Origin of the sequence: Wenzhouxiangella limi, from assembly GCF_010499265.1 — a bacterium.
Classification (GTDB): Bacteria; Pseudomonadota; Gammaproteobacteria; order Xanthomonadales; family Wenzhouxiangellaceae; genus Wenzhouxiangella; species Wenzhouxiangella limi.
Window position 1 is genome coordinate 111,506 of the sequence record NZ_JAAGSC010000031.1, and the last position, 24,783, is coordinate 136,288.

23 protein-coding genes and 1 other RNA gene are annotated in these 24,783 nt (G+C 65.2%); 13 read left to right on the forward strand and 11 right to left on the reverse strand.

Features of this window, described 5'->3' with window-relative positions; all coding sequences use genetic code 11:
• Positions 1-18 precede the first annotated feature (18 nt).
• On the reverse strand, positions 19-1,089 hold the full coding sequence (locus G3I74_RS02120; RefSeq protein ID WP_164209835.1) for a M14 family metallopeptidase: 1,071 nt from the start codon (positions 1,087-1,089) through the stop codon (positions 19-21).
• 151 nt (positions 1,090-1,240) lie between these two features.
• Between G3I74_RS02120 and G3I74_RS02125 the strand changes: the two genes are divergently transcribed.
• The 4 genes from G3I74_RS02125 to G3I74_RS02140 are packed head-to-tail and all read left to right on the forward strand — an operon-like array spanning position 1,241 to position 5,815.
• The gene (locus tag G3I74_RS02125; RefSeq protein ID WP_164209837.1) at positions 1,241-2,164 is read left to right on the forward strand and encodes an ABC transporter ATP-binding protein; all 924 of its coding nucleotides are present in this window, start codon (positions 1,241-1,243) and stop codon (positions 2,162-2,164) included.
• Positions 2,164-2,898: an ABC transporter permease subunit gene (locus tag G3I74_RS02130; RefSeq protein ID WP_164209839.1), complete on the forward strand. Its 735-nt coding sequence runs from the start codon at positions 2,164-2,166 to the stop codon at positions 2,896-2,898. The genes G3I74_RS02125 and G3I74_RS02130 overlap by 1 nt, the downstream gene beginning before the upstream one ends.
• On the forward strand, positions 2,895-4,775 hold the full coding sequence (locus G3I74_RS02135; RefSeq protein ID WP_164209841.1) for a Gldg family protein: 1,881 nt from the start codon (positions 2,895-2,897) through the stop codon (positions 4,773-4,775). The genes G3I74_RS02130 and G3I74_RS02135 overlap by 4 nt, the downstream gene beginning before the upstream one ends.
• Positions 4,772-5,815, forward strand: a complete 1,044-nt coding sequence (locus tag G3I74_RS02140; RefSeq protein ID WP_164209843.1) for a DUF4340 domain-containing protein — start codon at positions 4,772-4,774, stop codon at positions 5,813-5,815. Before G3I74_RS02135 ends, G3I74_RS02140 begins: the two co-directional genes overlap by 4 nt.
• Before the next feature lie 272 nt (positions 5,816-6,087).
• On the opposite strand, the gene G3I74_RS02145 is transcribed toward G3I74_RS02140, so the two are convergent.
• Positions 6,088-6,990, reverse strand: a complete 903-nt coding sequence (locus G3I74_RS02145; RefSeq protein ID WP_164209845.1) for a LysR substrate-binding domain-containing protein — start codon at positions 6,988-6,990, stop codon at positions 6,088-6,090.
• Between the two features lie 111 nt (positions 6,991-7,101).
• Positions 7,102-8,748 carry an acyl-CoA dehydrogenase family protein gene (locus G3I74_RS02150; RefSeq protein WP_164209847.1) on the reverse strand — a complete coding sequence of 549 codons (1,647 nt, stop codon included), beginning with the start codon at positions 8,746-8,748 and terminating at the stop codon, positions 7,102-7,104.
• 97 nt (positions 8,749-8,845) lie between these two features.
• Here G3I74_RS02150 and G3I74_RS02155 point away from each other — a divergent pair, with 97 nt between their 5' ends.
• Complete coding sequence (locus tag G3I74_RS02155) at positions 8,846-9,031, forward strand: hypothetical protein (RefSeq protein ID WP_164209849.1); 186 nt, start codon at positions 8,846-8,848, stop codon at positions 9,029-9,031.
• 61 nt (positions 9,032-9,092) lie between these two features.
• Here the strand turns inward: G3I74_RS02155 and G3I74_RS02160 are convergent, their stop codons facing one another.
• From G3I74_RS02160 to yhbY, 3 genes are read right to left on the reverse strand one after another with little or no spacing between them, the layout of a single operon-like run.
• On the reverse strand, positions 9,093-11,042 hold the full coding sequence (locus G3I74_RS02160; protein WP_164209851.1) for a S9 family peptidase: 1,950 nt from the start codon (positions 11,040-11,042) through the stop codon (positions 9,093-9,095).
• Between the two features lie 34 nt (positions 11,043-11,076).
• On the reverse strand, positions 11,077-11,454 hold the full coding sequence (locus tag G3I74_RS02165; protein ID WP_164209853.1) for an Mth938-like domain-containing protein: 378 nt from the start codon (positions 11,452-11,454) through the stop codon (positions 11,077-11,079).
• Between the two features lie 18 nt (positions 11,455-11,472).
• Complete coding sequence (gene yhbY, locus G3I74_RS02170) at positions 11,473-11,766, reverse strand: ribosome assembly RNA-binding protein YhbY (protein ID WP_164209855.1); 294 nt, start codon at positions 11,764-11,766, stop codon at positions 11,473-11,475.
• Between the two features lie 48 nt (positions 11,767-11,814).
• On the opposite strand from yhbY, the gene G3I74_RS02175 reads away from it, so the two are divergent.
• The 5 genes from G3I74_RS02175 (at position 11,815) to G3I74_RS02195 (ending at position 17,666) form a co-directional block, all read left to right on the forward strand.
• Positions 11,815-12,435 (forward strand): RlmE family RNA methyltransferase, encoded by a 621-nt coding sequence (locus G3I74_RS02175; protein ID WP_164210263.1) that lies wholly within the window; start codon positions 11,815-11,817, stop codon positions 12,433-12,435.
• Positions 12,436-12,506: 71 nt separating this feature from the next.
• The gene (gene ftsH, locus G3I74_RS02180) at positions 12,507-14,420 is read left to right on the forward strand and encodes an ATP-dependent zinc metalloprotease FtsH (RefSeq protein ID WP_164209857.1); all 1,914 of its coding nucleotides are present in this window, start codon (positions 12,507-12,509) and stop codon (positions 14,418-14,420) included.
• Between the two features lie 98 nt (positions 14,421-14,518).
• Positions 14,519-15,382, forward strand: a complete 864-nt coding sequence (folP, locus tag G3I74_RS02185; protein WP_164209859.1) for a dihydropteroate synthase — start codon at positions 14,519-14,521, stop codon at positions 15,380-15,382.
• A complete protein-coding gene (glmM, locus tag G3I74_RS02190) occupies positions 15,379-16,725 on the forward strand; it encodes a phosphoglucosamine mutase (RefSeq protein WP_164209861.1) in 1,347 nt (448 codons plus the stop codon). Before folP ends, glmM begins: the two co-directional genes overlap by 4 nt.
• On the forward strand, positions 16,722-17,666 hold the full coding sequence (locus tag G3I74_RS02195) for an isopenicillin N synthase family dioxygenase (protein ID WP_164209863.1): 945 nt from the start codon (positions 16,722-16,724) through the stop codon (positions 17,664-17,666). The genes glmM and G3I74_RS02195 overlap by 4 nt, the downstream gene beginning before the upstream one ends.
• A 12-nt stretch (positions 17,667-17,678) precedes the next feature.
• Here the strand turns inward: G3I74_RS02195 and xseA are convergent, their stop codons facing one another.
• The gene (gene xseA / locus G3I74_RS02200; protein ID WP_164209866.1) at positions 17,679-19,037 is read right to left on the reverse strand and encodes an exodeoxyribonuclease VII large subunit; all 1,359 of its coding nucleotides are present in this window, start codon (positions 19,035-19,037) and stop codon (positions 17,679-17,681) included.
• 96 nt (positions 19,038-19,133) lie between these two features.
• Here xseA and G3I74_RS02205 point away from each other — a divergent pair, with 96 nt between their 5' ends.
• Positions 19,134-20,699, forward strand: a complete 1,566-nt coding sequence (locus G3I74_RS02205; protein ID WP_164209868.1) for a bifunctional GNAT family N-acetyltransferase/carbon-nitrogen hydrolase family protein — start codon at positions 19,134-19,136, stop codon at positions 20,697-20,699.
• A 72-nt stretch (positions 20,700-20,771) separates the two neighbouring features.
• Positions 20,772-21,398: a Z-ring associated ZapG family protein gene (locus tag G3I74_RS02210; RefSeq protein WP_164209870.1), complete on the forward strand. Its 627-nt coding sequence runs from the start codon at positions 20,772-20,774 to the stop codon at positions 21,396-21,398.
• Positions 21,399-21,432: 34 nt separating this feature from the next.
• On the opposite strand, the gene G3I74_RS02215 is transcribed toward G3I74_RS02210, so the two are convergent.
• Positions 21,433-22,401 carry a YcjF family protein gene (locus G3I74_RS02215; protein WP_164209872.1) on the reverse strand — a complete coding sequence of 323 codons (969 nt, stop codon included), beginning with the start codon at positions 22,399-22,401 and terminating at the stop codon, positions 21,433-21,435.
• Between the two features lie 30 nt (positions 22,402-22,431).
• Positions 22,432-23,121, reverse strand: coding sequence for a class I SAM-dependent methyltransferase (locus G3I74_RS02220; RefSeq protein WP_203594464.1), 690 nt, complete (start codon positions 23,119-23,121; stop codon positions 22,432-22,434).
• Between the two features lie 58 nt (positions 23,122-23,179).
• On the opposite strand from G3I74_RS02220, the gene G3I74_RS02225 reads away from it, so the two are divergent.
• Positions 23,180-23,563, forward strand: a complete 384-nt coding sequence (locus G3I74_RS02225; protein ID WP_164209874.1) for a hypothetical protein — start codon at positions 23,180-23,182, stop codon at positions 23,561-23,563.
• A gap of 63 nt (positions 23,564-23,626) precedes the next feature.
• Here the strand turns inward: G3I74_RS02225 and G3I74_RS02230 are convergent, their stop codons facing one another.
• Positions 23,627-24,232 (reverse strand): methyltransferase domain-containing protein, encoded by a 606-nt coding sequence (locus G3I74_RS02230; RefSeq protein ID WP_164209876.1) that lies wholly within the window; start codon positions 24,230-24,232, stop codon positions 23,627-23,629.
• An 80-nt stretch (positions 24,233-24,312) separates the two neighbouring features.
• Positions 24,313-24,670: a transfer-messenger RNA gene (ssrA, locus tag G3I74_RS02235) on the reverse strand.
• Positions 24,671-24,783: the final 113 nt, after the last annotated feature.

The following is a 24,783-nucleotide window of genomic DNA, read 5'->3' on the forward strand; positions in this document are numbered from 1 at the left end:
GTTTCATTATGGCTCGATTCAGGGCAGGGTTTCCGGCAGGCTGGATTCCTCGCCCTGATCGACGGCCGGCGCCTCGCGGGGCTCGACGGTGACCCGACCCATGAGATAACAAAGGCAGTCGTTGCGGACGATGAACTCGTCGGTGGTCAGCATGGCCGGCATCAGCGGCTTGCGGGTCAGGATTTCCCGCCCGCTGAGCATGAAGCATTCTTCCGACACATCGCGGCCATCGTGACCACAGGCCAGCAGCGGTTGCCGTTGGCCGTCGGCGTGGATTGCAAACCGGGTACCGGGCGGCAGTTCGCGAAAATTCATCCGGTCGAGGTCAGGCGAAAACTGCAGCTCTGCCCCGGGCTGGAAACTGAACTCGGCGTCCTCGGCCACTCGCACGGTCGCAAACATGCTAAACAGCTCCAGGTCTTCGGGAGACGGCATTGCGGTCGGAATCTCGGGCAAGTTGAGCACGGTGTCCAGATACGCCAGCGCGTGATCGGTGCCGTCGCTGTCGCCGGACAGGCCGCATTCCAAAGTCACGGACGGACAGAACTCGCCGAAGGCCATGGACTGCACGCCCCGTGGCTCGGTGAAATAGATGACGGTCCGCGAGAACAGGGTCGCGAGCTGCAAGCGCAGGGGCTCGATGCGGTTGACCGCGGAATAATGGGGGTTGAGCCCGGTGTTGTTGTGGATGTCGATACTGGCAATGGGTTTGCGCAGACGAACGTGATCGGTGATCTCGCCGAACACGTCGTGCCAGATGGTCGGGACGGTGTCCGAGCCGGGCCAGCAGCGGTTGAAATCGGGCTGGTCGGCGAGGTGGCGGCGGCCGCGGCCGGCGGCCCGGACGTTGCCGATCAGCAGGATCAGGCTGCGGGGCAGGGGATCGCGCCGGTAGCGGCTTTTGAGCAGGCGCCGAACCGCTTCCCAGCCGGACACCTCGTTGCCGTGCTGCAGCACCGAGACGAACAGCGGCTGCGGCCGTCGACCGGGCAGATGGATCAGGGTCGGGCCGTCCAGGTGCCGATGCAGCTCGGTGGCCGGCTGCTCGAGCAGTCCGTCGGGCAAATGATCCAGTATGACCGGTTTCATGCGCTATCCTGTTCAGGGCAACCCTATAAGCTAACGCCTTTGGTCGCGACTTGAAAGCCTGATCGCGTCCGTGCCGAGGCTTGAATCCTCTCTTTTCAGCCCCCAGTCCAAGGCGGCGGAGAACAAACACCACGCTGCCAGAGACCCGGAGATGATCAAAGCCAAGTCACTGAGTCGTCATTACGGCCCGCTCGTCGCTGTCGACAGACTATCGTTCGAGGTCGAACCCGGGACCATCCTGGGTTTTCTCGGGCCCAACGGGGCCGGCAAGTCCACCACCATGAAGATGCTGACCGGCTTTCTAGAGCCCAGCAGCGGCACGGCCGAGATCTTCGGACATGATATTCGCAGCGACAGTCTGGCCGCCCGCCGGCTGCTGGGCTACCTGCCCGAAGGCGCTCCCCTGTACGGTGAACTCAGCGTCGAGCGCTTTCTGCGTTTCGTCGGCGAGGCGCGCGGCTTTCGCGGCGACGAACTGATCCGGCGGGTGGGCTCGGCCGTCGAGCGCCTGAGCCTGGGCGAAGTGCTGGGTCAGAGCATCGAGACCTTGTCCAAGGGCTTCAAGCGCCGGGTCGGGATTGCCCAGGCCATACTCCACGATCCGCCGGCGCTGATCCTCGATGAGCCGACCGACGGGCTGGATCCGAACCAGAAGCACGAAGTGCGCCAACTGATCCGCGACATGGCCAGCGAACGCATCATGATCATCTCCACCCACATCCTGGAGGAAGTCGACGCCTTGTGCACTCGGGCCATGATCATTGCCCGGGGCCGCCTGCTGGCTGACGATACGCCGACCGGCCTGCTGGCTCGATCGCGCTACCACAACGCCGTCACGCTGGTTCTAGATGACCTCCAGGCGGCTGCTTCGTCCCTGGGCGCGCTGCAGGAGTCGCGCGAAGTCGAGATCCGGCGCGGTCAGCTGACCGTTTTTCCCAGCGGCGAGGGTGACCTGTTCGAGGCCGTGACCCGTGAAGTCCGGGCCGCCGGCTGGAAGGTTTCGCAAATCCAGCTCGAGTCGGGCCGCCTGGACGAGGTCTTTCGCACGGTGACTGGAAGCGAGGAGGCGGCATGATGAACAACCTCGGCGTTGTCCTCAGGCGTGAACTGGCGAGCTACTTCGCCACGCCTGTGGCCTACGTATTCATCGTGATTTATCTGGTCATGGCGGCGGTGTTCACCTTCTACCTCGGCGGGTTCTACGAACGGGAAATCGCCGACCTGGAGCCGTTTTTCCGATTCCATCCGTGGCTGTACCTGTTCCTGGTGCCGGCCATCGGCATGCGTCTGTGGGCCGAGGAGCGCAAGTACGGCACCGTGGAGCTGCTGCTGACCCTGCCGATCACGGCGACCGAAGCCGTACTGGGCAAGTTCCTGGCGGCCTGGCTGTTCATCGGTCTGGCGCTGCTGCTGACTTTCCCGATCTGGATCACGGTCAACGTGCTGGGCCACCCGGACAACGGCGTGATCGTGGCGGCCTATGTGGGCAGCTGGCTGATGGCCGGCGGTTTCCTGGCGATCAGCGCCTGTCTGTCGGCCGCCACCCGCAACCAGGTGGTTGCCTTCATCCTTTCGGTCGTCGCCTGCTTCGTGTTTCTGCTGTCGGGTCTGCCGATGGTGCTCGACCTGTTTCGAGGCTGGCTTCCGCAGGCCGTGATCGACGGCATTGGCAACCTGAGCTTCCTGGTCCATTTCACCTCCATCTCGCGCGGGGTGCTGGATTTGCGCGACGTGCTCTACTTCGTCCTGGTGATCGGCTTCTGGCTGGCCGCGAACCGGATCGTGCTGGAACGAAAGAAGGCGGAGTGATCAAAGCTGCGATGAACATGAAATACGGGTATTCGACGACGGCGCTGATCCTGCTCGGCGTGCTGTTTCTGGCCGTGACCATGCTGTCCGGGGCATTCCTGACCGGCGCCCGGCTCGATCTAACCGAAAACCGGCTCTACACGCTCAGCCCCGGGACAGTCAACCTGCTCGAGGCCATTAACGAGCCGATCAAGCTGGAGTTTTTCTTCAGCGAAGAGGCCAGCAGCGAGCTGCCGATGGTGCGCAACTTCGCGCGCCGGGTCCAGGAGCTGCTCGACGAAATGGCCCAGCACGCCGATGGCGGTCTGGAGGTGCGACGGATCGATCCTGAGCCGTTCAGCGAGGCTGAGGACCGCGCGGCACTGCTGGGGCTGGAAGGCATACCGGTCGGTGCCGGGCAGGAAGAATCGCTCTACCTGGGGATCGTTGGCACCAACCGGGTCGACGGGCGCGAGGTGCTGCCTTTCATTTCGCCGGCGCGGGAGGCGTTCCTGGAATACGAACTGGCGCGCATGATCTATATCCTCAGTCAGCCGCAGCGCCCCCGGGTCGGTTGGCTGAGCTCCCTGCCCATGACCGGTGGCATGGATGTCCGGACCGGCCGCGAGCAGGAGGCCTGGGCGGTTTACGAGGAGATTGCCGAGCTGTTCGAGCTCGAACGAATCGAGGCTTCCGCCGAGGCGCTGCCGGAGGACATCGACGTCCTGGTCCTGGTCCATCCGCGCGAGCTCAGCGACGCCATGCTGGCCGAGATCGAGGCATTTACGCTTGACGGCGGCCGCCTGCTGGCTTTTCTCGATCCGTTTGCCGAAACCGATCCCGGACCCGATCCGACCGACCCCGCCGGCGCGCTGACCGCTGATCGTCATTCCACCCTGGAACCGTTGCTGGCCTCCTGGGGCGTGGAGTTTTCCACTGAGGAGTTCATCGCTGACCTGGGACAGGCGCTGCAGGTTAATCTGCAGCAGGGCCAGCCGCCGGTGCGCCACCCCGCGATCCTCGGCGTGACGGCCGACAACATGAATCCGGACGATGTCGTGACCGGCGATCTTGAGGTGATCAACATGGCCTCGGTTGGCTGGTTCGAGCTGACCGAGGAAAGCCCCTTAAGCCTTGAGCCGCTGCTCAGCAGCAGCCGCAACGCCGGACCGCTGCCGACCGAGCGGCTGCGCATGCTCGATGATCCGGAGGCCCTGGCCGATGAGTTCGGGCCGACCGGAGAGCGCTACACCCTGGCGGGAAGATTGTCCGGGCCGCTGGAAGCCGGGCGCATTACCGATGCGTCCGAGCCGGTTCCGGCGAGCGGACGAATCGACGCCATCCTGGTTGCTGACGCCGATTTCCTCGCCGACCGCTACTGGGTCCAGCGCCAGCGCTTTTTCGGGACGAGCCTGCTCGAGCCTTTTGCCAACAATGCCGATTTCGTCATCAACGCCATCGACAACCTGCTGGGCAATGCCGATCTGATCAGTATCCGCAGCCGGGCCACCTCGCGCCGGCCCTTTACCATGGTCGAGGAACTTCGACGTTCGGCCGAGCAGAGTCTGCGCGCCACCGAGCAGCGCCTGGAGTCCGAGCTGGCCGAGGCAGAGCGTCGGATCAATGAGCTCCAGCAGGCCCGGGGCGATGCCGATCTGAACGTGTTGACCGCCGAGCAGGAAGCCGAAATCGACCGTTTCATGGCTCGCCGCCTGGAAATCCGGCAGCAGCTGCGCCAGGTGCGACGCGATCTGGACCGCGACATCGAGGCCCTGGGGACGCGTATCAAGGTCATTAATATCGCCATGATGCCGCTGCTGGTGACGATCTTCGCCCTGGTCCTGGCCTGGCGACGACGAAAAGCCTTTCGCCGCTCGCGCACGGGGGATGCGGCATGAGCCCTCGCAGCATCGTTTTGCTGGGCGTCACTACCCTGATGGCGATCGTCGCCGCTTTGCTGTTGACTGGCGAGCGCAATGACCCGCAAGCGGAGCGCGCCGGGCGCCTTGTGCCCGAGTTGCGGCCGGTCGTCAACGAGATCGACGCGATCGATATCGTGGCCGCCGGCGAGACTGTGGTGGCCCGTTTGCGCCGCGACCAGGAGCGCTGGCGAGTGGAGAATCGAGACGGTTACGACGCCGATTTCCGACGCGTTCATGACCTGCTGCGCGAGCTGGCCGAGGCGAGCCGGGCCGAGCCGCGGACGACGCTGGAAGAGTGGTACCCACGCCTGGGACTGAGTGGCGTGGAATCGGAAGCGGCCCGAGGTCTGCGGGTTTCCTTCCCGGGCAGAGATCTGCCCGCGGTCATCCTGGGTGATCGTGACGAGACCACCGGCGGTCGCTACGCGCGGCTGGTCGGGCAGGGGCAGAGTTGGCTGACTGACCAGCCCCTGGCGTTGCCGCCGACCGCAATCGGCTGGCTGGAGCGCAGCGTCATGGACATCCCGGGCACCGAACTGGCAGAGGTCACCATCGTCCATCCAGACGGCGACCGGGTGCGCCTGCGCCCAGGCAGCGAAGAAGGTGATCAATGGGTGCTGCTGGACGTGCCCGAGGGTCGTGAAGCCCGTCCGGCGTGGGAAATCCGGCCCGTCGCCAACGGCCTTGCCAATATCACGCTGGAAGATGTCCGCCGTCATGAGGCGGTGCCCGATGATGCCATTCGCGCGCTCTACGTCACCCGCGATGGGCTGAACTTTGTTGTCGACCTGTTCGTCGACGAGGACGTTGCGTGGGCTCATTTCACGGTTTCGGCCGAGCCTGAAGCGGTCCCGGTCGGCGAGGAGACTGGCAATCAGGAACGGGATCGCCTGTTGGCCGACGCCGCGGCGGTCGATGCCCGGCTCTCGCCCTGGCAGTTTGCCCTGCCGACCGCCAAGTTCGAGACCATGACCCGCCGCCTGGAAGACCTGCTGGCCGATCCGGCGGCCGACTAGTGGGCCATGCGGCTAATTGGGTAACACTCAGCCGTCGCACAAGCGTTGTGGGCAAGGCGCGCGAGCGCAGGACTGGCCTTCGCCAATTCAAGCGAGTGGAACGCAGCCCACGGCGCTTGTGCGGCGGCCCTGCGGGAGCCACTGTGCTGGCGCGACTCGGCGTTGCGTTCCTTGGCAAGGGCTGGCCATTCCCTGCGGAACGCGCCTTGATTCGCGCCAGCACAGTGGCTCTGAGTGTTACCCAATTAGCCGCATGGCCCACTAGTGGCCCACTAGGGTCGGAGCAGGGCAGGTTCGATGCTGGCGAATATTTTGGCGATCTGCTCGAGGAAATCAGCCAGCGCGGAACTCTTTCGCCAGACCATGGCGATGCTGCGTTTGGGGCCCTTGCTGTCGAACGGCCGCGTGACCAGGTTCTCGGTCGGGGCAACCGGCGGTTTGACCGACAGCACGGGCATCAGGGTGATCCCGGTATTGGCCGCCACCATCTGCCGCAGGGTTTCCATGCTGGTGGCGTGAAAATCGAGTTTCTCGTGCGCCCCGGTCATCTGGCAGACTTCGAGGGCGTGCTCACGCAGGCAGTGCCCGTCTTCAAGCAGCAGCAGCTCCTGGTCTTCCAGGTCGGCCATGGTGAGTTCCCGGTTGCGGCTGAGCGGGTGACCGTCGGGCATGGCCACCACGAAGGGCTCTTCGAACAGCGTGCGCGCCATCAGCTGGTCGCTGCCCACCGGCAGCGCCAGCAGTCCGGCATCCAAGCGCCCCTGGGCCAGCATGTCGAGAATTTCTTCGGTTTTTTCCTCGAACAGCCGCAGCGTCAAACGGGGGAAGCGGCGGCGGATGGTCGGGACCACGTGCGGCAGCAGGTACGGCGCCAGGGTCGGGAAAATGCCGATTCTCAGCAGGCCGCTCTCCGGGTCCAGCGCGCGGCGGGCGGTGGCGCGCATGGCCTCCACTTCCGCCAGAATGCCGCGGCAGCGCGCGACCACTTCTTCGCCGACCCGGGTCAGCATCACCTGCCGGGGAGACCGCTCGACCAGCTGCACACCCAGCTCTTCCTCGAGCTTGCGGATCTGCGTGCTCAGCGTCGGCTGACTGACGAAACAGCGCTCGGCCGCCTTGCTGAAATGGCGCACGTCAGCCAGGGTAACCAGGTACTGCATCGCCCGTATGTTCATGATTCCATTCTACGCCAGGGCAGGATTTTTTTACTGACGGGTTGTTTCATGGCTTTTCACCCGTCCTGAGTGCACGGCTGGTGAACAGGCTCGATCAAGTGGCGCTGCAGGTCAGCTTGGCCCATTCAGCGGATGGGCGCGCGCAATCAGGCTGACGCTGTCCACGCCCTCGGGTAACTGGCCGAACAGCAGCCCGGGTTGTTGCTCCAGCCGGCTGGCGACAAACGCGGAAGCAACCAGGTTGTTGCCGCCTTGCATCAGAATGCTGCCCTGCAGCGCCAGCGCAATGTCCTCGACCACGATTCGGGCTTGCGCTTGCTGCGGCTTGCCGGGGCGAAGCCGGTCCAGGATTCGTTGCCGGCACCTTGCCAGGGCGTCGCTGGCGGTTGCGTGCGGTTCGAGCAGGCTCATCAAGGCGTCCAGACAGCGCGGTTCGCGCTCCAGAGCGCGCAAGACGTCCAGGCACTGGACGTTGCCTGAACCCTCCCAGATGGCGTTGACCGGGGCTTCGCGATACAGGCGCGGCAGGATGAATTCTTCGACGTAGCCGGCCCCGCCCATGCATTCCTGGGCTTCGTTGATCACTCCGACGGCGCGTTTGCAGACCCAGTACTTGGCAACCGGCGTGGCGATGCGCGCCAGCAACTCGGACTCCGGGTCGCCCCGGGCGGCGAGCTCGAAACGCCGGGCCAGGTGCAGGGCCAGCCGCATGGCGGCCTCGGACTCCAGCGCCAGATCGGCCAGGACGTTCATCATTAGCGGCTGGCTGGCCAGGCGCTGCCCGAAAGCCTCGCGCTGGCTGCAGTGGTGGACGGCCTGGGCCACGGCCTGGCGCATCAGCGAAGCCGACCCGATCACGCAGTCCAGCCGGGTCTCGCCGACCATGCGGATGATGGTGGCCACGCCGCGGCCGGGTTCGCCGAGCATCTGCGCCCAGGTGCCCGGGTATTCGATTTCCGACGAGGCGTTGGAGAGATTACCAAGCTTGTCTTTGAGGCGCTGGATATGGATCGGGTTGACGCTGCCGTCGGGACGCCAGCGCGGCACCAGAAAGCAGCTCAGGCCGTCGCTGGTCTGGGCGAGGCTCAGAAACGCGTCGGACATGGGCGCTGAGCAAAACCACTTGTGGCCGACGAGTTCGTAGGCCTGTCCCGGCCCGGCCGCGCCCAGCGGCCTGGCGCGGGTGGTATTGGCGCGCACGTCCGATCCGCCCTGTTTTTCGGTCATGGCCATGCCGAAGGTGGCGCCGCGTTTTTCACCGGCCTGGCAAAACCGGGGATCGTAGGCCTGGGTGAGAACGCGGGGCTCCCAGACTTCGGCGATCTCGGGTTGGAGACGCAGCGAAGGAACCACCGCATGGGTCATGGTGATCGGGCACATGGTGCCGGCTTCGAATTGGTTGTGCAGGTACATCAGGGCTGAGCGGGCGATGCGCGCGCCTGGCTGACCGGTCCAGGTCAGCGACGCCAGGCCGTGACCGATGCCCAGTTCCATCAGTCGGTGATAGCTGGGGTGGAAGTCGACCTGATCGATGCGATGGCCGTAGCGATCGTGGGTTCTGAGCACGGGTTTGTGCCGGTTGGCCAGATCGCCGAGGCTGAGAATCTCATGTCCGGCAATCTCGCCGTAGTTCAGAAGCTGCGCCGCCCATTCGCTGCCGCCTTCCAGGGCGACGGCCTCCTGAAGCGCCGGATCGCCGGCATAGGCGTTGTAGTTTTCCAGGGGCAGGGGCTGGTTGTTGACTTCATGGGTTGCCATGCAGACGTGCTCTTTGCGGTTGTTTGCCGGGGTGGGCGGAGAAGCTCCAGTCTAACAACCGGCTGACGCGGCATGCCGCAGGCGCTAGACTGAGCTTGTGAAACGGATAGCCCTCGTGCTGGTCGTTGTGGTCTTGCTGCCCGCCTGCGGCGGTAGCGATTCCGAACCGGCTGATCTCCTGGCTCCGCAGCGAGAGGCGCTGGAGCGGGCCGAGGGCGTGGAGCAGGCCCTCGACGAGGCCGCAGAACGGCAGCGGCGGCGGATCGACGAGCAGGGCGGCTGACCGTGACCGCGGCCGCCGCCTGGCTATCGGGGCGGCCGCGCTTTTTCAACGGCAGACGGCTTTACGGATCCAGTCCCAGCACCTCGGTCAGGAACAGCGTTTCGGCTTCGCGGCGGAATTCGCGGTTGGACTGGCGGGCGAAGCCGTGGCCTTCGTCCAGTGCCAGCAGGTACCAGGGGTTGCCGCCAGCACCGCGCACGGCCTCGAGAATTTGTTCGGCCTCCGAAGCGGGCACGCGCGGATCATTGGCGCCCTGAATGATGAACAGCGGGGCGGTGATGCGCTCGGCGTTGTTCGACGGCGAGATCGATTCGAGGTGTTCCCGGACCTCCGGGTCGCGTTCGTCGCCGTATTCGACGCGGCGCAAATCTCGCCGGTAGCCGGCGGTGTTCTCGAGAAAGGTCACGAAGTTCGAGATCCCGACGATGTTGACACCGCCTGCCAGGCGGTCGGAGTAATGCATCAGGCTGGCCAGCACCATGTAGCCGCCGTAGGAGCCGCCGTAGACGACGACCCTGTCCTCGTCCAGGTCGGGCTGCTGGTCGATCCAGTCGAGCAGGGCGCCGATATCGAACACCGAGTTTTCGCGCAGCAGGACGTTGTCGAGGTTGACGTACTCGTTGCCGTAGCCGGCCGAACCACGCACATTGGGGACCACGACCGCTGCCCCCATTTCATGCACCCAGTACATGTAGGTCGAGCTGAAGCCCGGCCGGGCCTGGCTTTCCGGGCCGCCGTGAATGGAGACGATGACCGGATGCGGTCCGTCGCCATCGGGTCGGTGGACAAAGGCCGGGATTTCCAGACCGTCGAAGCTCGTGTACTGGATCAGCTCGGGCGCGCGAAAGCGCGACGTGTCCAGTCCACCGACTTCGGATTCGGTCCAGCGCAGCAGTTCGCCGGAGGCCGGTTCGAAGGTCCAGGCATCGCCCGGGGAGCCGGCATAACTGTGGCTGAAGCCAAGGCGCTGACCGTCCGGGCTGAAGCGCACGCTGCCGATCCGGCCGGCCGGTAGTTGCGGACCGCTCCGGCGCTGACCGGAGACCAGATCGAGCAGGTGCAGCTCGGAAACGCCGCCGGCGTTGATGGTGTAGGCCATCAGCTTGCCGTCGGGCGAAATGTCCATGGCCTGAACGTCCCAGGGGTGCTCGACCACCACCCGCTCTTCGCCGGAGGACAGGTCGATCGCCAGGATGCGGCGGAATTCGGCGTCGGCATCGCTGACCACGAAAAGCTCGGAGCCGTCGGCAGAAAACCGCGCCGCGCCGTAGGCGACCTGGCGATCCGGCTGGATTCGGGTCATCTCACCGCTTTCCAGATCGAGCAGGAACAGGCGCGACTCGTTGATCGAGATGTAGCGTCCGAGCAGCAGCTGGCGGCCATCCGGGGACCACTCGCGCGGTGCGGTCGCGCCTTCGGCCTGGACCAGCCTGCGGCGCGTGTCCGGCTTCGACGGGTCGGCCACCCAGATGGTGTAGTCAGGCTGCTCCCAGGTCGCCGATGCCCACGCGACCTGGTCACCGTCGGGTGACCAGGTAAAGCCCTGGTTGCGGGTCTCGCTTTCGGTGAAACGGATCGAAGTGCCGGTTTTGGGGTCGAACAGGAAGCCCTGGTAGAACTCGTCACCGCCGACATCCCGGGAAAACATGAACTGGCCCGAGCCATCCGGCCGCACGCTGGCTCCACCGGTGCGCTCGTCGTAGAAGGTGACCTGGCGCCGGGCGCCCATGGGCCGGGCTACATGGTGAATCTGGCTGGTCTCGCCGAAGCGGGTGGTGATGTAGATACCGCCGTCAGGGCCGAAATCCGACAGCGACGCCGAGCGCACGTTCTGGTACTGGCGCAGGCGTTCGCGGACCTCTGGCGGAATGTCGGGGATGTTCTCCATCACCAGGTTGCCCTGCTGCACGCGCACGGGGGCCTGGTCGGCGATGGCGGGTGCCAGCAGACACAGGCCGGCCAGCAGGCCAAACAGGTGCAGGGAAGATCGGGTTCTACGGCATTGGGGCATGTTTGGGTCTCCAGAAAACAGGCGGTTGAGAAGTTCAGTCGGGAAGAATCATGCCGGCCAGCGCGCGGCGATCCTCGCTCATCAAGACGTTGAAAGTGCGCGCTGCGGCAACCAGCGTCATGCACTCCAGGCCGATCCCGTGGCGGAAGAACAGGTTTTGAACGCGGGCATCCGGAAACTGCGGACGAGAGCCGATTCCGATCAACACCAGCTCTGGCTGCAGCGCCACCAGCGGTTCGACCGTGGCCTCGTCGAGGTCGGCCAGGGATCGCACCGGCCAGTGGTCTTCGAGCAGCCGCGCCCCGACCAGGAAGCTGGCGGAGAAGGCACGATCATTGACCACGACAAGACCGTCGTCGATCTGGCGGATGTAGTGATGATTGCCGGGCCGGTTCTCGGTCAGGTTCAGCATGATGGGAACGGAAGCGCCTCAGCGGGGCAGGGCAATTCCGGGTTTTTTGCGATGGCGCCGATAGTAGCAGGCCACCTGGCCGATCTGGTGAACCAGTTCTGCGCCGGTCATGGCGGCGATTTCCGCGATCCAGGTCTTGCGCTGTTCACGATCGGCCCGAACCTTGACCTTGATCAGCTCGTGGTGCTCCAGTGCCTGTTCGAGCTCCGCGCGCACGTTTTCGCTCAGGCCCTTGTCGGCCACCATGACCACGGGGTCGAGATCGTGCGTCAGTCCGCGCAGATACTTGCGCTGCGTGTTGCTCAGGGCCATGCCTATTCCGGTGATAATGGGGGCATTAGTGTAACCAGTTCGCGTCGGCTGAAGGAGGCTGCGTCTGTGAGCAAAGCCTGGAAGAACCGGCAGCAGAATGATCCCTACGTGCGCCGTGCCCGGGAGGAAGGCTACCGGGCCAGGGCCGCCTACAAGCTGCTGGAGCTCGACGAAAAGGACGGGCTGCTGCGCGGCGCCCGGGTGGTGGTCGACCTGGGCGCGGCGCCGGGCAGCTGGTCACAGGTCGCGCGCCGAGTGCTTGGAGATGGGGCAAGCGTGATTGCGCTGGACCTGCTGCCCATGGAACCCTTGCCGGGGGTCACTTTCCTGGAAGGCGATTTTCGCGAGGACGCGGTGCTGGCCGAGCTGGAAAGCCGGCTCGAGGGTCGCAAGGTCGATCTTGTGCTTTCCGACATGGCCCCCAATTTATCGGGCATCGGACCGGCGGACCAGGCTCGCAGCATCGACCTGGCGGAACTCGCGCTGGCGTTTGCGCGCGACTGGCTGGATCCCTCCGGGCATTGTGCGGTCAAAGTGTTTCAGGGCGCTGGATTTGACGAATTGCTCACCGATTTCCGGCGAACCTTTTCGACCGTCAAAGTCCGCAAGCCTGCCGCTTCCCGGGCCGAAAGCCGGGAGGTTTACCTGGTTGGCGCCGGGCTGGCCTGATTGTCCGGAGTCGTCACGTCTCTGCCGTACAATACGGGTTCGCTATCACAGTTCAGAACCGGAGAAAGCCGTTGAGTGATTTTGCCAAGAACCTGCTGATGTGGATCGTTATCGCGATGGTCCTGATGAGCGTGTTCAATTACTACTCGCAGCCACAGGAACAGCCCAATGAAATGACCTACTCGATGTTCCTCGAGGAGGTCCGCAGCGGCGCCGTCGACCGGGTCCAGATCCAGGAAAGCGCCGGCGCCAAAACGATCACGGGTGTGACCCGCGATGGTCGCAATTTCCAGGTGCTCGCCCCCCAGGATGACGGTCTGATCAAGGATCTGCTCGATAATCGGGTCGAAATCGAGGCCGAGCCCCCGGAAGGACGCTCGCTGGTTGTCGATATCCTGATCAGCCTGCTGCCGGTGCTGGTGCTGGTCGGCCTGTGGGTGTATTTCATGCGCCAGATGCAGGGTGGCATGGGCGGCCGCGGCGGCGCGATGAGTTTCGGCAAGTCGCGCGCCAAGCTGCAGGGCGAGGACCAGGTCAAGGTCACCTTTCAGGACGTCGCCGGTTGCGAAGAGGCCAAGGACGAGGTCACGGAGCTGGTGGATTTCCTGCGCTCGCCGGCCAAGTTCCAGCGCCTCGGCGGTCATATTCCGAAGGGTATTCTGATGGTGGGCCCGCCGGGGACCGGCAAGACGCTGCTGGCCCGGGCGATCGCCGGCGAGGCGAAAGTGCCGTTCTTCTCGATTTCCGGTTCCGATTTCGTTGAGATGTTTGTCGGCGTCGGTGCCTCCCGGGTACGCGACATGTTCGAGACCGCCAAGAAGCACGCGCCGTGCATCATCTTCATCGATGAGATCGACGCGGTCGGTCGTCAGCGCGGTGCAGGTCTCGGCGGCGGACATGACGAGCGCGAGCAGACCCTCAACCAGCTGCTGGTTGAAATGGACGGGTTCGAAGGCAATGAAGGCATCATCCTGATTGCCGCTACCAACCGGCCCGACGTGCTCGACCAGGCCCTGCTGCGGCCCGGTCGCTTCGACCGCCAGGTGGTTGTGCCGCTGCCCGACCTCAAGGGCCGCGAGCAGATTCTCAAGGTCCACATGCGCAAGGTTCCGGCCGGCGACGACGCCGACCCGCGCGTCATCGCGCGTGGCACGCCCGGTTTTTCCGGCGCCGACCTGGCCAACCTGGTCAACGAGGCAGCGCTGTTTGCCGCGCGTCAGGACTCGCGCACCGTGCGCCAGTCGCACTTTGAGCTGGCCAAGGACAAGATCATGATGGGCGCCGAGCGCAAGTCCATGGTCATGTCGGAAGACGACAAGCGCCTGACCGCTTACCACGAGGCGGGCCACGCCATCGTCGGCCGGATCGTGCCGGAGCACGACCCGGTCTACAAGGTCACCATCATTCCGCGTGGCCGCGCCCTGGGTGTGACCATGTTTCTGCCCGAAGAGGACAAGTACTCCATGACCCGTCAGCAGCTGCGCTCGCAGCTGGCCAGCCTGTTCGGCGGCCGGGTTGCCGAAGAGTTGATCTACGGCAAGGACAACGTGACCACCGGTGCCTCAAACGACATCGAGCGGGCCTCGCAGATCGCGCGCAACATGGTCACCAAGTGGGGTCTGTCGGACTCCATGGGCCCCCTGGCCTATGGTGAGAACGAAGACGAGGTGTTTCTGGGACGATCAGTGACCCAGCACAAGCACATCTCCGACGAGACCCACCGTCAGCTCGACAAGGAGGTTCGCAGCATCATTGACGATGCCTACGAAACCGCCCGGAAGATTCTGGACGACAATCGCCACAAGCTCGAGCTGATGGCGGAGGCCTTGATGCGGTACGAGACCATCGACGTCAAGCAGATCAACCAGATCATGGAAGGTCACGAGCCGGATCCGCCGGAGGGCTGGAACGACACGCCGCCGCCACCGTCCCCGCCCGGCGGCGACGACGGCGACGAGCCGGCCGGGCAACCCGCCGCCGGCTGACCGCGCGACGCGCCCGTTGCACGCACAAACGCCGGCCACGCTGCCGGCGTTTTTATGTCAGTCGTTCGCGGCACTGGGCAAGCGGCTAAAATGCGCCCATGGTTGAATCTCTTGCAGAACGTATCGGCCGCGCCCATCGCAGCGAGCAGCCGCTGGTGATGGGCGTGGTCAACGTCACCCCCGATTCTTTCTCCGATGGCGGCCGCTTCGACCGACCCGACCGGGCAGTTGCGCACGCGCTGGGCTTGCTCGAGCAAGGCGCCGATCTGCTCGATATCGGCGGCGAATCGACGCGGCCCGGGGCCGACCCGGTGTCCGAGGCCGACGAACTGGCCCGCGTCGTGCCGGTGATCGAGAAACTGCGCGCGCGCACCGAGGCGCCGATTTCGATCGACACGGCCAAGCCGGCCGTGATGCGTGCCGCGGTGGCGGCCGGCGCGGACATGGTCAACGACGTCAACGCCCTGCGCGCGCCGGACGCGCTTGCGACCGTGGCTGAACTGGCGGTGCCGGTCTGCCTCATGCACATGCAGGGCCAGCCGCGCACCATGCAGGACAATCCCGATTACGATGACGTGGTCGCCGAAGTGCTGGCGTTTTTCGACGCCCGGGTGCAGGCCTGCCTGAACGCCGGCGTGGCTCGCGAACACCTGGTCCTCGACCCCGGTTTCGGATTCGGCAAGACGCTGGCCCACAACCTGGTGCTGCTGGCGCGCTTTCGCGAGCTCAACAGCCTGGGCTATCCGGTCCTGGCGGGGCTGTCGCGCAAGTCCATGCTGGGCACATTGACCGGCCGCGAGCGGCCCGAGGACCGCGTCGCCGCCTCGGTCACGGCCGCGGTGCTGGCGGCGCAGCGCGGCGCGGCCATCGTGCGCGTGCACGACGTCGCCGCCACGGTCGATGCGCTCAAGGTCTGGCGGGCACTGGCGCAAGCCGAGGACGAAAACGGGAGCACGACATGAAGTATTTCGGAACCGACGGCATTCGCGGTCGGGTCGGCGAATCGCCGATCACGGTGGAGTTCATTCTCAAGCTCGGCTGGGCTGCCGGTACGGTATTGGCTGCCCAGTCCGACGAGCGTTGCGCGGTGGTCATCGGCAAGGACACGCGCATTTCCGGTTACCTGTTCGAGTCTGCGCTGGAGGCCGGCCTGTCCGCCGCCGGGGTCGATGTGCTCTTGCTGGGGCCGATGCCGACCCCGGCCATCGCCCACCTCACGCGCAGCATGGGCGCGGTGGCGGGGATCGTCATTTCGGCGTCGCACAATGCATATGAAGACAACGGCATCAAGTTCTTTTCCGGCGAGGGACTGAAGCTGGACGATGGCCTCCAGGGACAGATCGAGGCGGCGCTGGATCGGCCCATCGCTCACGTTGAGCCGCATCGACTGGGGCGCGCGGCGCGGATTGACGATGCCGTCGGCCGTTACATCGAGTACTGCAAGGGCACGGTGACCTGGGGCACCCGCTTTGACGGTCTCAAGATCGTGCTCGACTGTGCCAATGGCGCGACCTACCGGATTGCGCCGGAGGTTTTCCGCGAGCTCGGCGCGGAAGTGGTCAGCATTCATCACAAGCCCGACGGGCTCAACATCAACGAAGCGTGCGGATCAACCGATCCATCCAGCCTTGCCGCCAGGGTGGTCAGCGAAAAAGCCGATCTGGGGATTGCCTTCGACGGCGACGGTGACCGGGTGGTGATGGTCGACCATGCCGGTGAGCTGGTCGACGGCGACCAGATCCTTTATCTGCTGGCCTCCGCACGCCACGCGGCCGGTCAGTTGTTCGGCGGCGTGGTCGGTACGGTCATGAGCAACTTCGGGCTGGAAGAGGCCTTCGCCCGCCAGCGTATCCCGTTTGCGCGCAGCAAGGTCGGCGATCGCCACGTCCACGACGAACTGTGCCGCAACGGCTGGGTGCTGGGCGGCGAGACCTCCGGCCATATCCTGTGCCTGGATCGCGCTTCGACCGGGTGCGGCATCGTCAGCGCGCTGCAGGTGGTCGAGGTTGTCGCCGATGGTCGCCAGTCCCTCTCGGCGCTGGTGACCGGGATGTACAAGTACCCGCAGGTCATGATCAACGTGCCGGTGCAGGGCAATGCCCGCCAGCTGATCGAGACCGATGCGACCGTGTCTGCCGCCGTAGCTGAGGCAGAAAAGAGACTGGACGGTCAAGGTCGGGTCATACTGCGGCCTTCCGGCACCGAGCCGGTGGTTCGGGTGACCGTGGAAGGTCGCCAACGGCAAGCCGTCCAGAGCCTGGCCGAAGAGCTGGCCGAGGTCGTTGCAGGTGCTGTGACGCCATGACAGAGATATCCGGCATTCCCGTGCTTTCGATGGCGGATTTCGAGGGTCGATGCGGCGCCTTTACCGAGCGCATCGGTCAGGGGTGGCGAGAGTTCGGGTTTGTCGCCGTGCGCGACCACGGCATTGACCCGGAGGTCATCGAGTCGGCCTATGCGGCTTTCCGTGCCTTCTTCGCCTTGCCGGAAGAGGCCAAGCGGGGCTTGCGCCTGCCCGGCAAGGGCGGTGCGCGCGGCTATACCGGCTTTGGTGTCGAGCAGGCCCGCGATCATTCGGTCCCGGATCTCAAGGAGTTCTGGCACGTCGGTCGTGAGATCGAGGGCGAAAATCCGCAACCCGACATTCTGTTGCCGAACCTGTGGCCGCAGCAGCCTGCAGGATTTCGCGCGGCCGCGCTGGCCCTGTATCGCGCCCTGGACGAGTTGGGTGGCCAGCTGCTGGAGGCGATTGCACTGGATCTGGGGCTGGAGCGGCACTGGTTTGCCGACAAGATCGATCGGGGTAATTCCATCCTGCGAGCAATCCACTATCCGCCGATCGCCGACGCGCCGGAGGGCGCCGTTCGCGCCGCCCGCCACGAGGACATCAACCTGATCACGCTGCTGATCGGCTCCAAAGAACAGGGCCTGGAAATCCTCACCCGGGAGGGGCAGTGGGTGCCCGTGACGACCTTGCCGGGGAGTATCGTGGTCAATGTCGGCGACATGCTGCAGCGCCTGACCAATCACGTCTATCCATCGACGACTCACCAGGTGGTCAACCCGCCGGGCGCGGCAGTCCGTCAGTCCCGCTACTCCATACCGTTCTTTTTGCACCCCAATCCGGATTTCGTCATCGAGACCCTGCCGCAGTGCATCAGCGCTGACAATCCGAATCGCTATCCTGAGTCGATCACCGCACACGGCTACCTGGTCGAGCGCTTGCGCGAGATCGGGTTGCTTTAGAAGGATTCCGCGTCAGAGTGATTCCGGTTTGTCCAGCACGCTTGCCCGGACTTCGAAATCGCGAAACAGCAGCCCCACTTCCCGGCCCGGCTGAAACTGGTCGGGACGGGTCAGGGCGGTGCCGTCTGTGGCACGGACCACCGCGTAGCCGCGCTCCAGGATGTTCAGCGGGCTGGCGGCGTTCAGGGCGCGACCGGCGGTACCCAGGCGGGCCTGAGCGCGCTCAAGCTGCTGATCCACCGCCCGCCTGAGCCGGCCGTTCAGACTCATGCGCTGCTGCTCAAGACGGGCGATGGTGCGCGCCGGTGCCGCGGCAGCCAAGCGCCTGTCCAGCCCGTTCAGATGCTGAAGGCGGGTGTTGATGACGCGGCTGGTGGCGCGCTCGACCTGCAGTCTAGCCACGTCGAGGCGGCGGGCCAGCTCCTCGATGTGCCGGCGCGGGTGACGGCTCTGCAGGCGACGGTCGAGATGGTCCAGACCCTGCGCGAGACCGTCGATCCGGCGCTGCATCGTTGTGGCGACCTGGCCTGACAGCACCTGAACGCGCCGCTTGAGCTCCAGCCCGTCCGGGGTCGCCGCCACGGCGGCCGCTGTCGGCGTCGGCGCGCGGACATCGGCGACGAAATCGGCGATGGTGAAATCGGTCTCGTGCCCGACGCCGCTGATGAGCGGCGTCTCCAGCGCGGCGATGGTGCGCGCCAGGGCCTCGTCGTTGAACGCCCACAAGTCCTCGATCGACCCGCCGCCGCGCGCCAGCAGGACCACGTCGGCAAAGCCATCGCGATCGGCGGCCAGCAGGGCACGCCGCAGTCCCGGCGCGGCCGCATCGCCCTGCACGGGGCTGGCGTAGACGCGCACCCGCGCCAGCGGCCAGCGCCGCGCCAGCACGTCGAGGATATCGCGCACGGCCGCGCCCGACGGGCTGGTCACCACCGCGATGCGGCGCGGCCAGGCCGGCAGGGCCTGTTTGCGTTCGGGGGCGAACAGGCCTTCGCCTTCCAGTTTTTTCTTCAGCGCCTCGAACGCCTGCTGCAGGGCGCCGGCCCCGGCGGCCAGGAGTCCGTCGGCGATGAGCTGGTAGTCGCCGCGCGGTTCGTACAGGCTCAGGCGGCCGCGCACCAGTACCTCGTCGCCGTTGGCCGGGCGAAACCCCAGCCCGGCGGAGTTGCCGCGAAACAGCGCGCAGCGAATCTGGGCCCTGGCGTCTTTGAGGCTGAAGTACAGGTGACCGGAGGCCGGCCGAGCCAGATTGGAGATCTCGCCGCGCAGCCACAGGCGCGGAAACCCGGCCTCCAGGTGCGTACGGACCTCGCGGTTGATCTCGGAAGGCGAATAGACCGGGGTTTCCGGGCCGGGAGCGGTGGCAGGCATGGGCCCGATTATACGGGTCGATCTTCGCGTCCAGGGCCGCTGGTCAACAAGGCCTGCGGTATCCTCTGCGGCCTGCTCTTCCCAAAGCGTGATCCGATGACCGAAACCGCCGATTTTTCTTCCGACCAGCACCGGTTGATCCTGCGCCAGACTCGGCCGGAGGACTACGAAGACATTGCCCGGATCATGGACAAGGTCTACCCGGGCGGGCTGGAAGGTGCCTGGACCCAGGCCCAGTTCGAGTCCCAGATCCAGCGTTTTCCCGAAGGCCAGCTGTGCATCGAGGACAACGGTCGGGTGGCCGCGGCCGCGATTTCCATGATCGTCAAGTACAGCCGCTGGGGTCACGATCACAAGTACTGGGACATCGTCGGCAACGGCTACCTGACCACCCACGACCCCAAGGGCGACGTGCTCTACGGCGTCGACGTGTTCGTCGACCCGGATTACCGCGATCTTCGCCTGGGCCGGCGTTTGTACGACGCGCGCAAGGAGCTGTGCGAGAACCTGAATCTGCGCGGCATTGTTGTCGGCGGACGTATTCCGGGCTACCACCAGCACAAGGGCGAACTGAGTGCTCGGCAGTACGTGGCCAAGGTGCGCTCGCGCGAGCTGACCGACCCGATCCTCACCTTCCAGCTGGCCAACGACTTCCAGGTGCGCAAGATCGTGCGCGGCTACCTGCCCGACGATCAGGCCTCGGCCGGCCACGCGGTGCTGCTGGAATGGGTCAACGTGTACTTCGAGGAAGACACGCCCGGCGCCATCGGCGGGCGGCCGTCGGACGTGCGCATCGGGGCGGTGCAGTGGCAGATGCGCCCGACCGCCTCGCTCGAGGACCTGTATGCGCAGATCGAGTATTTCGTCGACGCGGTCTCCGGCTATCAGGCCGACGTGGTCCTGTTTCCCGAGTTTTTCAACGGCCCGATGATGGCGCCGTGGAACGATCAGGGCCCGGCCGAGGCGGTACGCCAGCTGGCCGGCTACACCGAGCAGATCCGCGACCAGATGCTGCGCTTTGCCGTCTCCTACAACATCAACATCGTCGCCGGTTCAATGCCCGAGTACGACGGCGAAGAGCTGCGCAACGTCTGCTACCTGCTCAGGCGCGACGGAACCTGGGATCGCCAGTACAAAATTCACGTTACCCCCGACGAAAAAAGCTACTGGGGCCTGACCGGCGGCAACCGGGTGGCGGTGTTCGATACTGACTTCGGCAAGATCGGGATCCTGATCTGCTACGACGTCGAGTTCCCGGAGCTGCCGCGACTCCTGGCCGAGGAGGGCATCCACATCCTTTTTGTGCCCTACTGGACCGACACCAAGAACGCCTACCTGCGGGTGCGCCGCTGCGCCCAGGCCCGGGCGATCGAAAACGAGTGCTACGTGGTCATCACCGGCTCGGTCGGCAACCTGCCGCGGGTAGAAAACATGGACATGCAGTATTCGCAGGCCGCCGTGTTCACCCCCTCGGACTTTGCTTTTCCGCACGACGCCATCGCCCACGAGGCGACCGCCAATACCGAAACCATGCTGATTGCCGATCTGGACCTGGACAACCTGCGCGAGATCCGCTCGCATGGCTCGGTGCGCAACCTGGCCGATCGGCGGCTTGACCTGTACCAGCTGCGCTGGCGCGAGCGTGCGTCCGATGGGGATTAGCGGCGCTTTAACGCCGGTCACAGGGCGTGCTGTTATGATAAGAATTGATTCGAATCGAGAAGGAAGTCGCGCATGTGGGCGGGAATTACCGGTGTCATCATCGGACTGTTGATCGGCGGCACGGCCGTAGCGATCTGGCTGAAAAAGCGGGGCGGGGCTGGCGAATCGGTGGCCTCGCTCAAGCGCGAGAACGCCCAGTTCCGGGAGGAAGTCAACGAGCACTTCGTCCAGACCGCCGAGTTGATCAACCAGTTGACCGACAGCTACAAGGCCGTTTTCGACCACTTGAGCGAAGGGGCCGAGAAGCTGGTCGAGCCCGATGTCGTGCGCGATCGGATGCCGCAAGTTACCGATGAAGAGGTTCGTCTCAAGCGGATCGGTTCGCCAAGAGCCGTCGACGAGACCGATCAGGCCGCAGCGGCCGGGTCGAATCCGGTTCAGGATGAAGAACCTGAGCCTGCGCAGACGCCCGATGGCGGTTCTAGCGACGCCGAACAGCCAGACGAGGCCCGGAAAGAAGGCGCCGAGCACGATTCGGAGCAGTCCGCCTCTGCCGAAGAGCCAAAACCCTCCGAAGATTTCGAGGAGTCGGAAAAACCTGAAGAATCGTCACAAGAGCCATCGGAGACAAAACACGCCGAGTCCGACGATCAGCCGGCGCCCGACGACGATGAAAAAGACCGTCACCGGGGCGCTTGAGCCGAGGCCCTAATTAGCCGCGTGGCCCTCTAGCTCAGGGCTGGCCGCTACCCCGGGTCAGCGCCAGCACCTCGCCCATGTCCAGCGTCTGGGCGCGCTCGCTGATCTGCGGCGCGTAGCGGGCCTGCAGTTGTTTGGCTGAGCCGAACTGTTCGTCGAAGGTTTGCTTGAGCAGCTGGGTGCTCATCTGGCGTCCGCCGGCGTAGTAGCGGCGGGCGACGTGGCCCAGGGCATAGGTGGTGGCAAAAGAAAACGCCGCGCCGGTGGCGGTGCGGCCCAGCCGGCCGACGCCGCGACCGGCCATCTTGCCCAGCAGTCCGCCGATCAGTTTGCGGCCCATCTGCTCGACGTACTGCGAGGTCATGCCCACGCCCAGGGTGGCGAGGAACTCCTTGATATGCCCGCGATCCAGGGCGACCCCATAGTCCTGGCCGATGCTGTAGACCAGGCGGATCTGCAGCGGGATGATGGCCATCGAGGCCCAGGACTGCGGCAGAACTTCCAGCGCGCCGTTGAGGATGGAATAGCGCAGGATGCGCTGATCGAGGGCGGACTCGTCGGGCGCTGCAGCCGCGTGTGCTGCGGCTGGAGCGGCGGTCGTGGCCGGTGCGGCCGCTTCGGCCATGGCGACGACCTGCTCGGCCTCGTGTTCGATCTCGCCGGCCTCGCTGCCCGGCAGCGCCAGCAGGGTCTTGAGGCGGTCGAGGAAAGCGCGTTCGGCCTGCGTGGTCCGGCCGTCGGCATCGCAGACCCCCACCGCCAGCTCGTAGGCCAGGTGCTTTTCGCCGCCGTCTTGCAGTTGAGCGGCGGCGTCTTCCAGCGAGGTTTTCTTAAGCAAGACATCCTGGTAAAGCGCGCGCAAGTCCGGACCGCCCTGGTCGGACAGCGATGCGGCGATGCGGCGAATTTCCTCGCGCTCGCTTTCGTGCTTGTCGCCGTCGGCGAAAGCGGCAAACAGGGTGATGGTCAGCAGGGCTTCGTTGCGTCGGCTTTCAGTGTTCATTTGCTCGGTTTCTCAGGGCGGATGAACAAATCATATCCGCTGGATCTCGACCAGATGTGGTGGCGTGCAGCAGACCTGCCAGCCCAGCCTGCGGCCCAGGTGGCGGAAGGTCTCGGGGCGGTAGAAAACCACGTGGGTGGGGTCGCGGCGGTAGTGCCAGCCGGCAAACCTGGCGTCGTCGGTCTGGAAGCGGGTCATCACGATCAGCCAGCCGCCGGGCCGGAGCAGGGCGGTCAGGCGTTGGAACTCCCGCGCCGGGTGGTGGAAATGCTTGGCCACTTCGGTGCAGGTGATGGCGTCGTAGCCGGGCTGCAGAACACCCGCATCGGCGCGATACAGGGGGTCGTAGAGTGCGACCGCGTAGTCTGCATCGGTCAGCATCCGGCCCAGGGCGGGGCCGGGACCACAGCCGTAGTCGAGCACGCGCGAGCCCGCGGCCACGCGCCGCCGAACGGCCTCCAGCGCGGGCTTGAGAAAGGCCTGGTAGTGCGGGTCGTCGACCCGGTTTTGATGGCGGTCGTATTCTTCGCGCTCGGTTGAGCGGCAGGGGTGCTGGTCCGGATCGAGAAACGTGGCCAGGCAGCGCGGGCAGCGCCAGTACCGGCGTTGGGCTAGGGTCATGAAGACAGCGGCGCTGCCCTCGCGGCACACCGGGCAGGTGGCGGCTTTGGCCGGGCCGAACTCGCCATGCGAAGTTGAGGGTGATACGCGGGGATCCATACCTGCCTCCTTGCTTGGCCGCCAGTGTAGCGACAGCGCGGCATGCTGGCGGCTTTTCATGGACCGCTGGATCGACCATAATCCGGACATGAGGGTGCTCGTGGCGGTTTCGGTGTTCGTGGCGGCCTACCTGTTCGCCTGGCTGGTCGTGGCCGTATTGATGGCCGACCAGGCCAATGGCGCGGTTTTCGCGCTGCCATGGTTGGTCGCGGCTGGAGCGGCCTGGCTTGCCTGGCCGAAAACCGCACAACGGCCATGGACCCTGTCACGCCGGCTGCTGTCCTGGGGCGCGATCGGCGCTTTCATCGGCTTTCTGATCGGATTTGCCGGGCCGCTGATCTTTACCCCGCAGGCCAACCAGGGTCCGCTGCTGGGCCTGTTGATCACCGCCCCGCTTGGCGGGCTGGTCGGTGCGCTCGGGGCGTGGTGGTGGTATCGGTGAATCTTGGCCGCATGGCTCGGGCGAGGAGCCCGCGATTGATCGACGCGAAGACGCTCGCCGCGCTCAGCCTGGAGATCGTGAAAAACAGGCCATCTGGGTTGAACTGCCCGCGACCGGGTCGGGCGGGCCGATATTATGAAAGCCCACCCGGTAGGCCTGCCGCTGCGCCACACCGTTGCACCAGGCCTTGAACTGCGCGCGCGTCCATTCGAAGCGGTGACCGGGATGGCGACGCTCCCGGGCGGCAAGCCCGTGCAAGGGGTTGTAATCCTTGTTGGGGGTCGTGATGACGACGAATTGCGGATGAAGCTGGCAGAAGATCGCTTGTTCTACCCTTGAGAGTCGGCCTGGTTCGATGTGTTCGATTGTTTCCAGGAAAACGGCCGCGTCGATCGGGCCGCCGGCCCAGTGGGTGTTCTCGAACGAGCCGCAGCACAGCTGCAGGCGCTCGTCGTGGTTGAACAGATCGAGCCCCAGTCGCTCGCGGGCAGCGACCAGGATCTTTTCATCGACGTCTATGCCGAGCAGTCGAACGAACTGACTCTGCGCTCGCAGACGCTCCAACAGCTCGCCGTCCCCGCAGCCCAGATCGGCAACGCGTCTGACCCCGGCGCCAAGCAGGGCTTCAACCACCGCATCGAGCCGGGCCTGGTGCAGCGTTGTCGCCATTATTTTTCTCTGTTCAATCGTGCCTGTCTCGCCGGCATGAAAAAAACCGGCGCTGAGGCCGGCTTTTTCGTCTTTCAGGGTGGTGGAGGCGGCGGGAGTCGAACCCGCGTCCGCAAACCTTCTGATCCTGGTTCTACATGCTTAGCCACTCGATTTTTTCTCGTTACTGCACCGCCCGAGCGGCAGGGCATGTGCAGCAACCAGTCTCGGTTTGGTTTAACACCGATGCCCCGAGACGCGACATGGTGCGATCCTGCTAGATGATCCCCGGTTCAGAAGCGCAGGCTCAACTGATGGGGAGCAGGCTGGTTTTTAGGCAGCCAGTGCGTAGTTGTCGTCGTTGGCAACTAACTTTGGTACAGCAGGTTTTACGAGGATTGCTGTCTCCTCGGCATGCCCCAGGGTACGTCCGATCCACGTCGAAGCCGGTACGCCCCCAAAGTCAGTTGTTAAGAGTAGCAGGGCGGCGATAAGTTCCGCAAGTTTTGATCGGCCGGCGGGTAACGGCGCGGCCTTCCCCGGCCGCGCTGGCCGGGGAGGTTTCCGCGGTC

Excerpts from the sequence above, each read along its gene's own strand:
- G3I74_RS02215 (WP_164209872.1), bottom strand. The coding sequence starts at position 22,401 with ATGAACACTGAAAGCCGACGCAACGAAGCCCTGCTGACCATCACCCTG.
- G3I74_RS02145 (WP_164209845.1), bottom strand. The coding sequence starts at position 6,990 with ATGAACATACGGGCGATGCAGTACCTGGTTACCCTGGCTGACGTGCGC.
- folP (WP_164209859.1), top strand. The coding sequence starts at position 14,519 with ATGGTTGAATCTCTTGCAGAACGTATCGGCCGCGCCCATCGCAGCGAG.
- glmM (WP_164209861.1), top strand. The coding sequence starts at position 15,379 with ATGAAGTATTTCGGAACCGACGGCATTCGCGGTCGGGTCGGCGAATCG.
- G3I74_RS02230 (WP_164209876.1), bottom strand. The coding sequence starts at position 24,232 with ATGGCGACAACGCTGCACCAGGCCCGGCTCGATGCGGTGGTTGAAGCC.
- xseA (WP_164209866.1), bottom strand. The coding sequence starts at position 19,037 with ATGCCTGCCACCGCTCCCGGCCCGGAAACCCCGGTCTATTCGCCTTCC.
- G3I74_RS02165 (WP_164209853.1), bottom strand. The coding sequence starts at position 11,454 with ATGCTGAACCTGACCGAGAACCGGCCCGGCAATCATCACTACATCCGC.
- G3I74_RS02150 (WP_164209847.1), bottom strand. The coding sequence starts at position 8,748 with ATGGCAACCCATGAAGTCAACAACCAGCCCCTGCCCCTGGAAAACTAC.
- G3I74_RS02210 (WP_164209870.1), top strand. The coding sequence starts at position 20,772 with ATGTGGGCGGGAATTACCGGTGTCATCATCGGACTGTTGATCGGCGGC.
- G3I74_RS02140 (WP_164209843.1), top strand. The coding sequence starts at position 4,772 with ATGAGCCCTCGCAGCATCGTTTTGCTGGGCGTCACTACCCTGATGGCG.
- G3I74_RS02220 (WP_203594464.1), bottom strand. The coding sequence starts at position 23,121 with ATGGATCCCCGCGTATCACCCTCAACTTCGCATGGCGAGTTCGGCCCG.
- G3I74_RS02130 (WP_164209839.1), top strand. The coding sequence starts at position 2,164 with ATGAACAACCTCGGCGTTGTCCTCAGGCGTGAACTGGCGAGCTACTTC.
- G3I74_RS02125 (WP_164209837.1), top strand. The coding sequence starts at position 1,241 with ATGATCAAAGCCAAGTCACTGAGTCGTCATTACGGCCCGCTCGTCGCT.
- yhbY (WP_164209855.1), bottom strand. The coding sequence starts at position 11,766 with ATGGCCCTGAGCAACACGCAGCGCAAGTATCTGCGCGGACTGACGCAC.
- G3I74_RS02205 (WP_164209868.1), top strand. The coding sequence starts at position 19,134 with ATGACCGAAACCGCCGATTTTTCTTCCGACCAGCACCGGTTGATCCTG.
- G3I74_RS02120 (WP_164209835.1), bottom strand. The coding sequence starts at position 1,089 with ATGAAACCGGTCATACTGGATCATTTGCCCGACGGACTGCTCGAGCAG.
- G3I74_RS02160 (WP_164209851.1), bottom strand. The coding sequence starts at position 11,042 with ATGCCCCAATGCCGTAGAACCCGATCTTCCCTGCACCTGTTTGGCCTG.
- G3I74_RS02225 (WP_164209874.1), top strand. The coding sequence starts at position 23,180 with ATGGACCGCTGGATCGACCATAATCCGGACATGAGGGTGCTCGTGGCG.
- G3I74_RS02195 (WP_164209863.1), top strand. The coding sequence starts at position 16,722 with ATGACAGAGATATCCGGCATTCCCGTGCTTTCGATGGCGGATTTCGAG.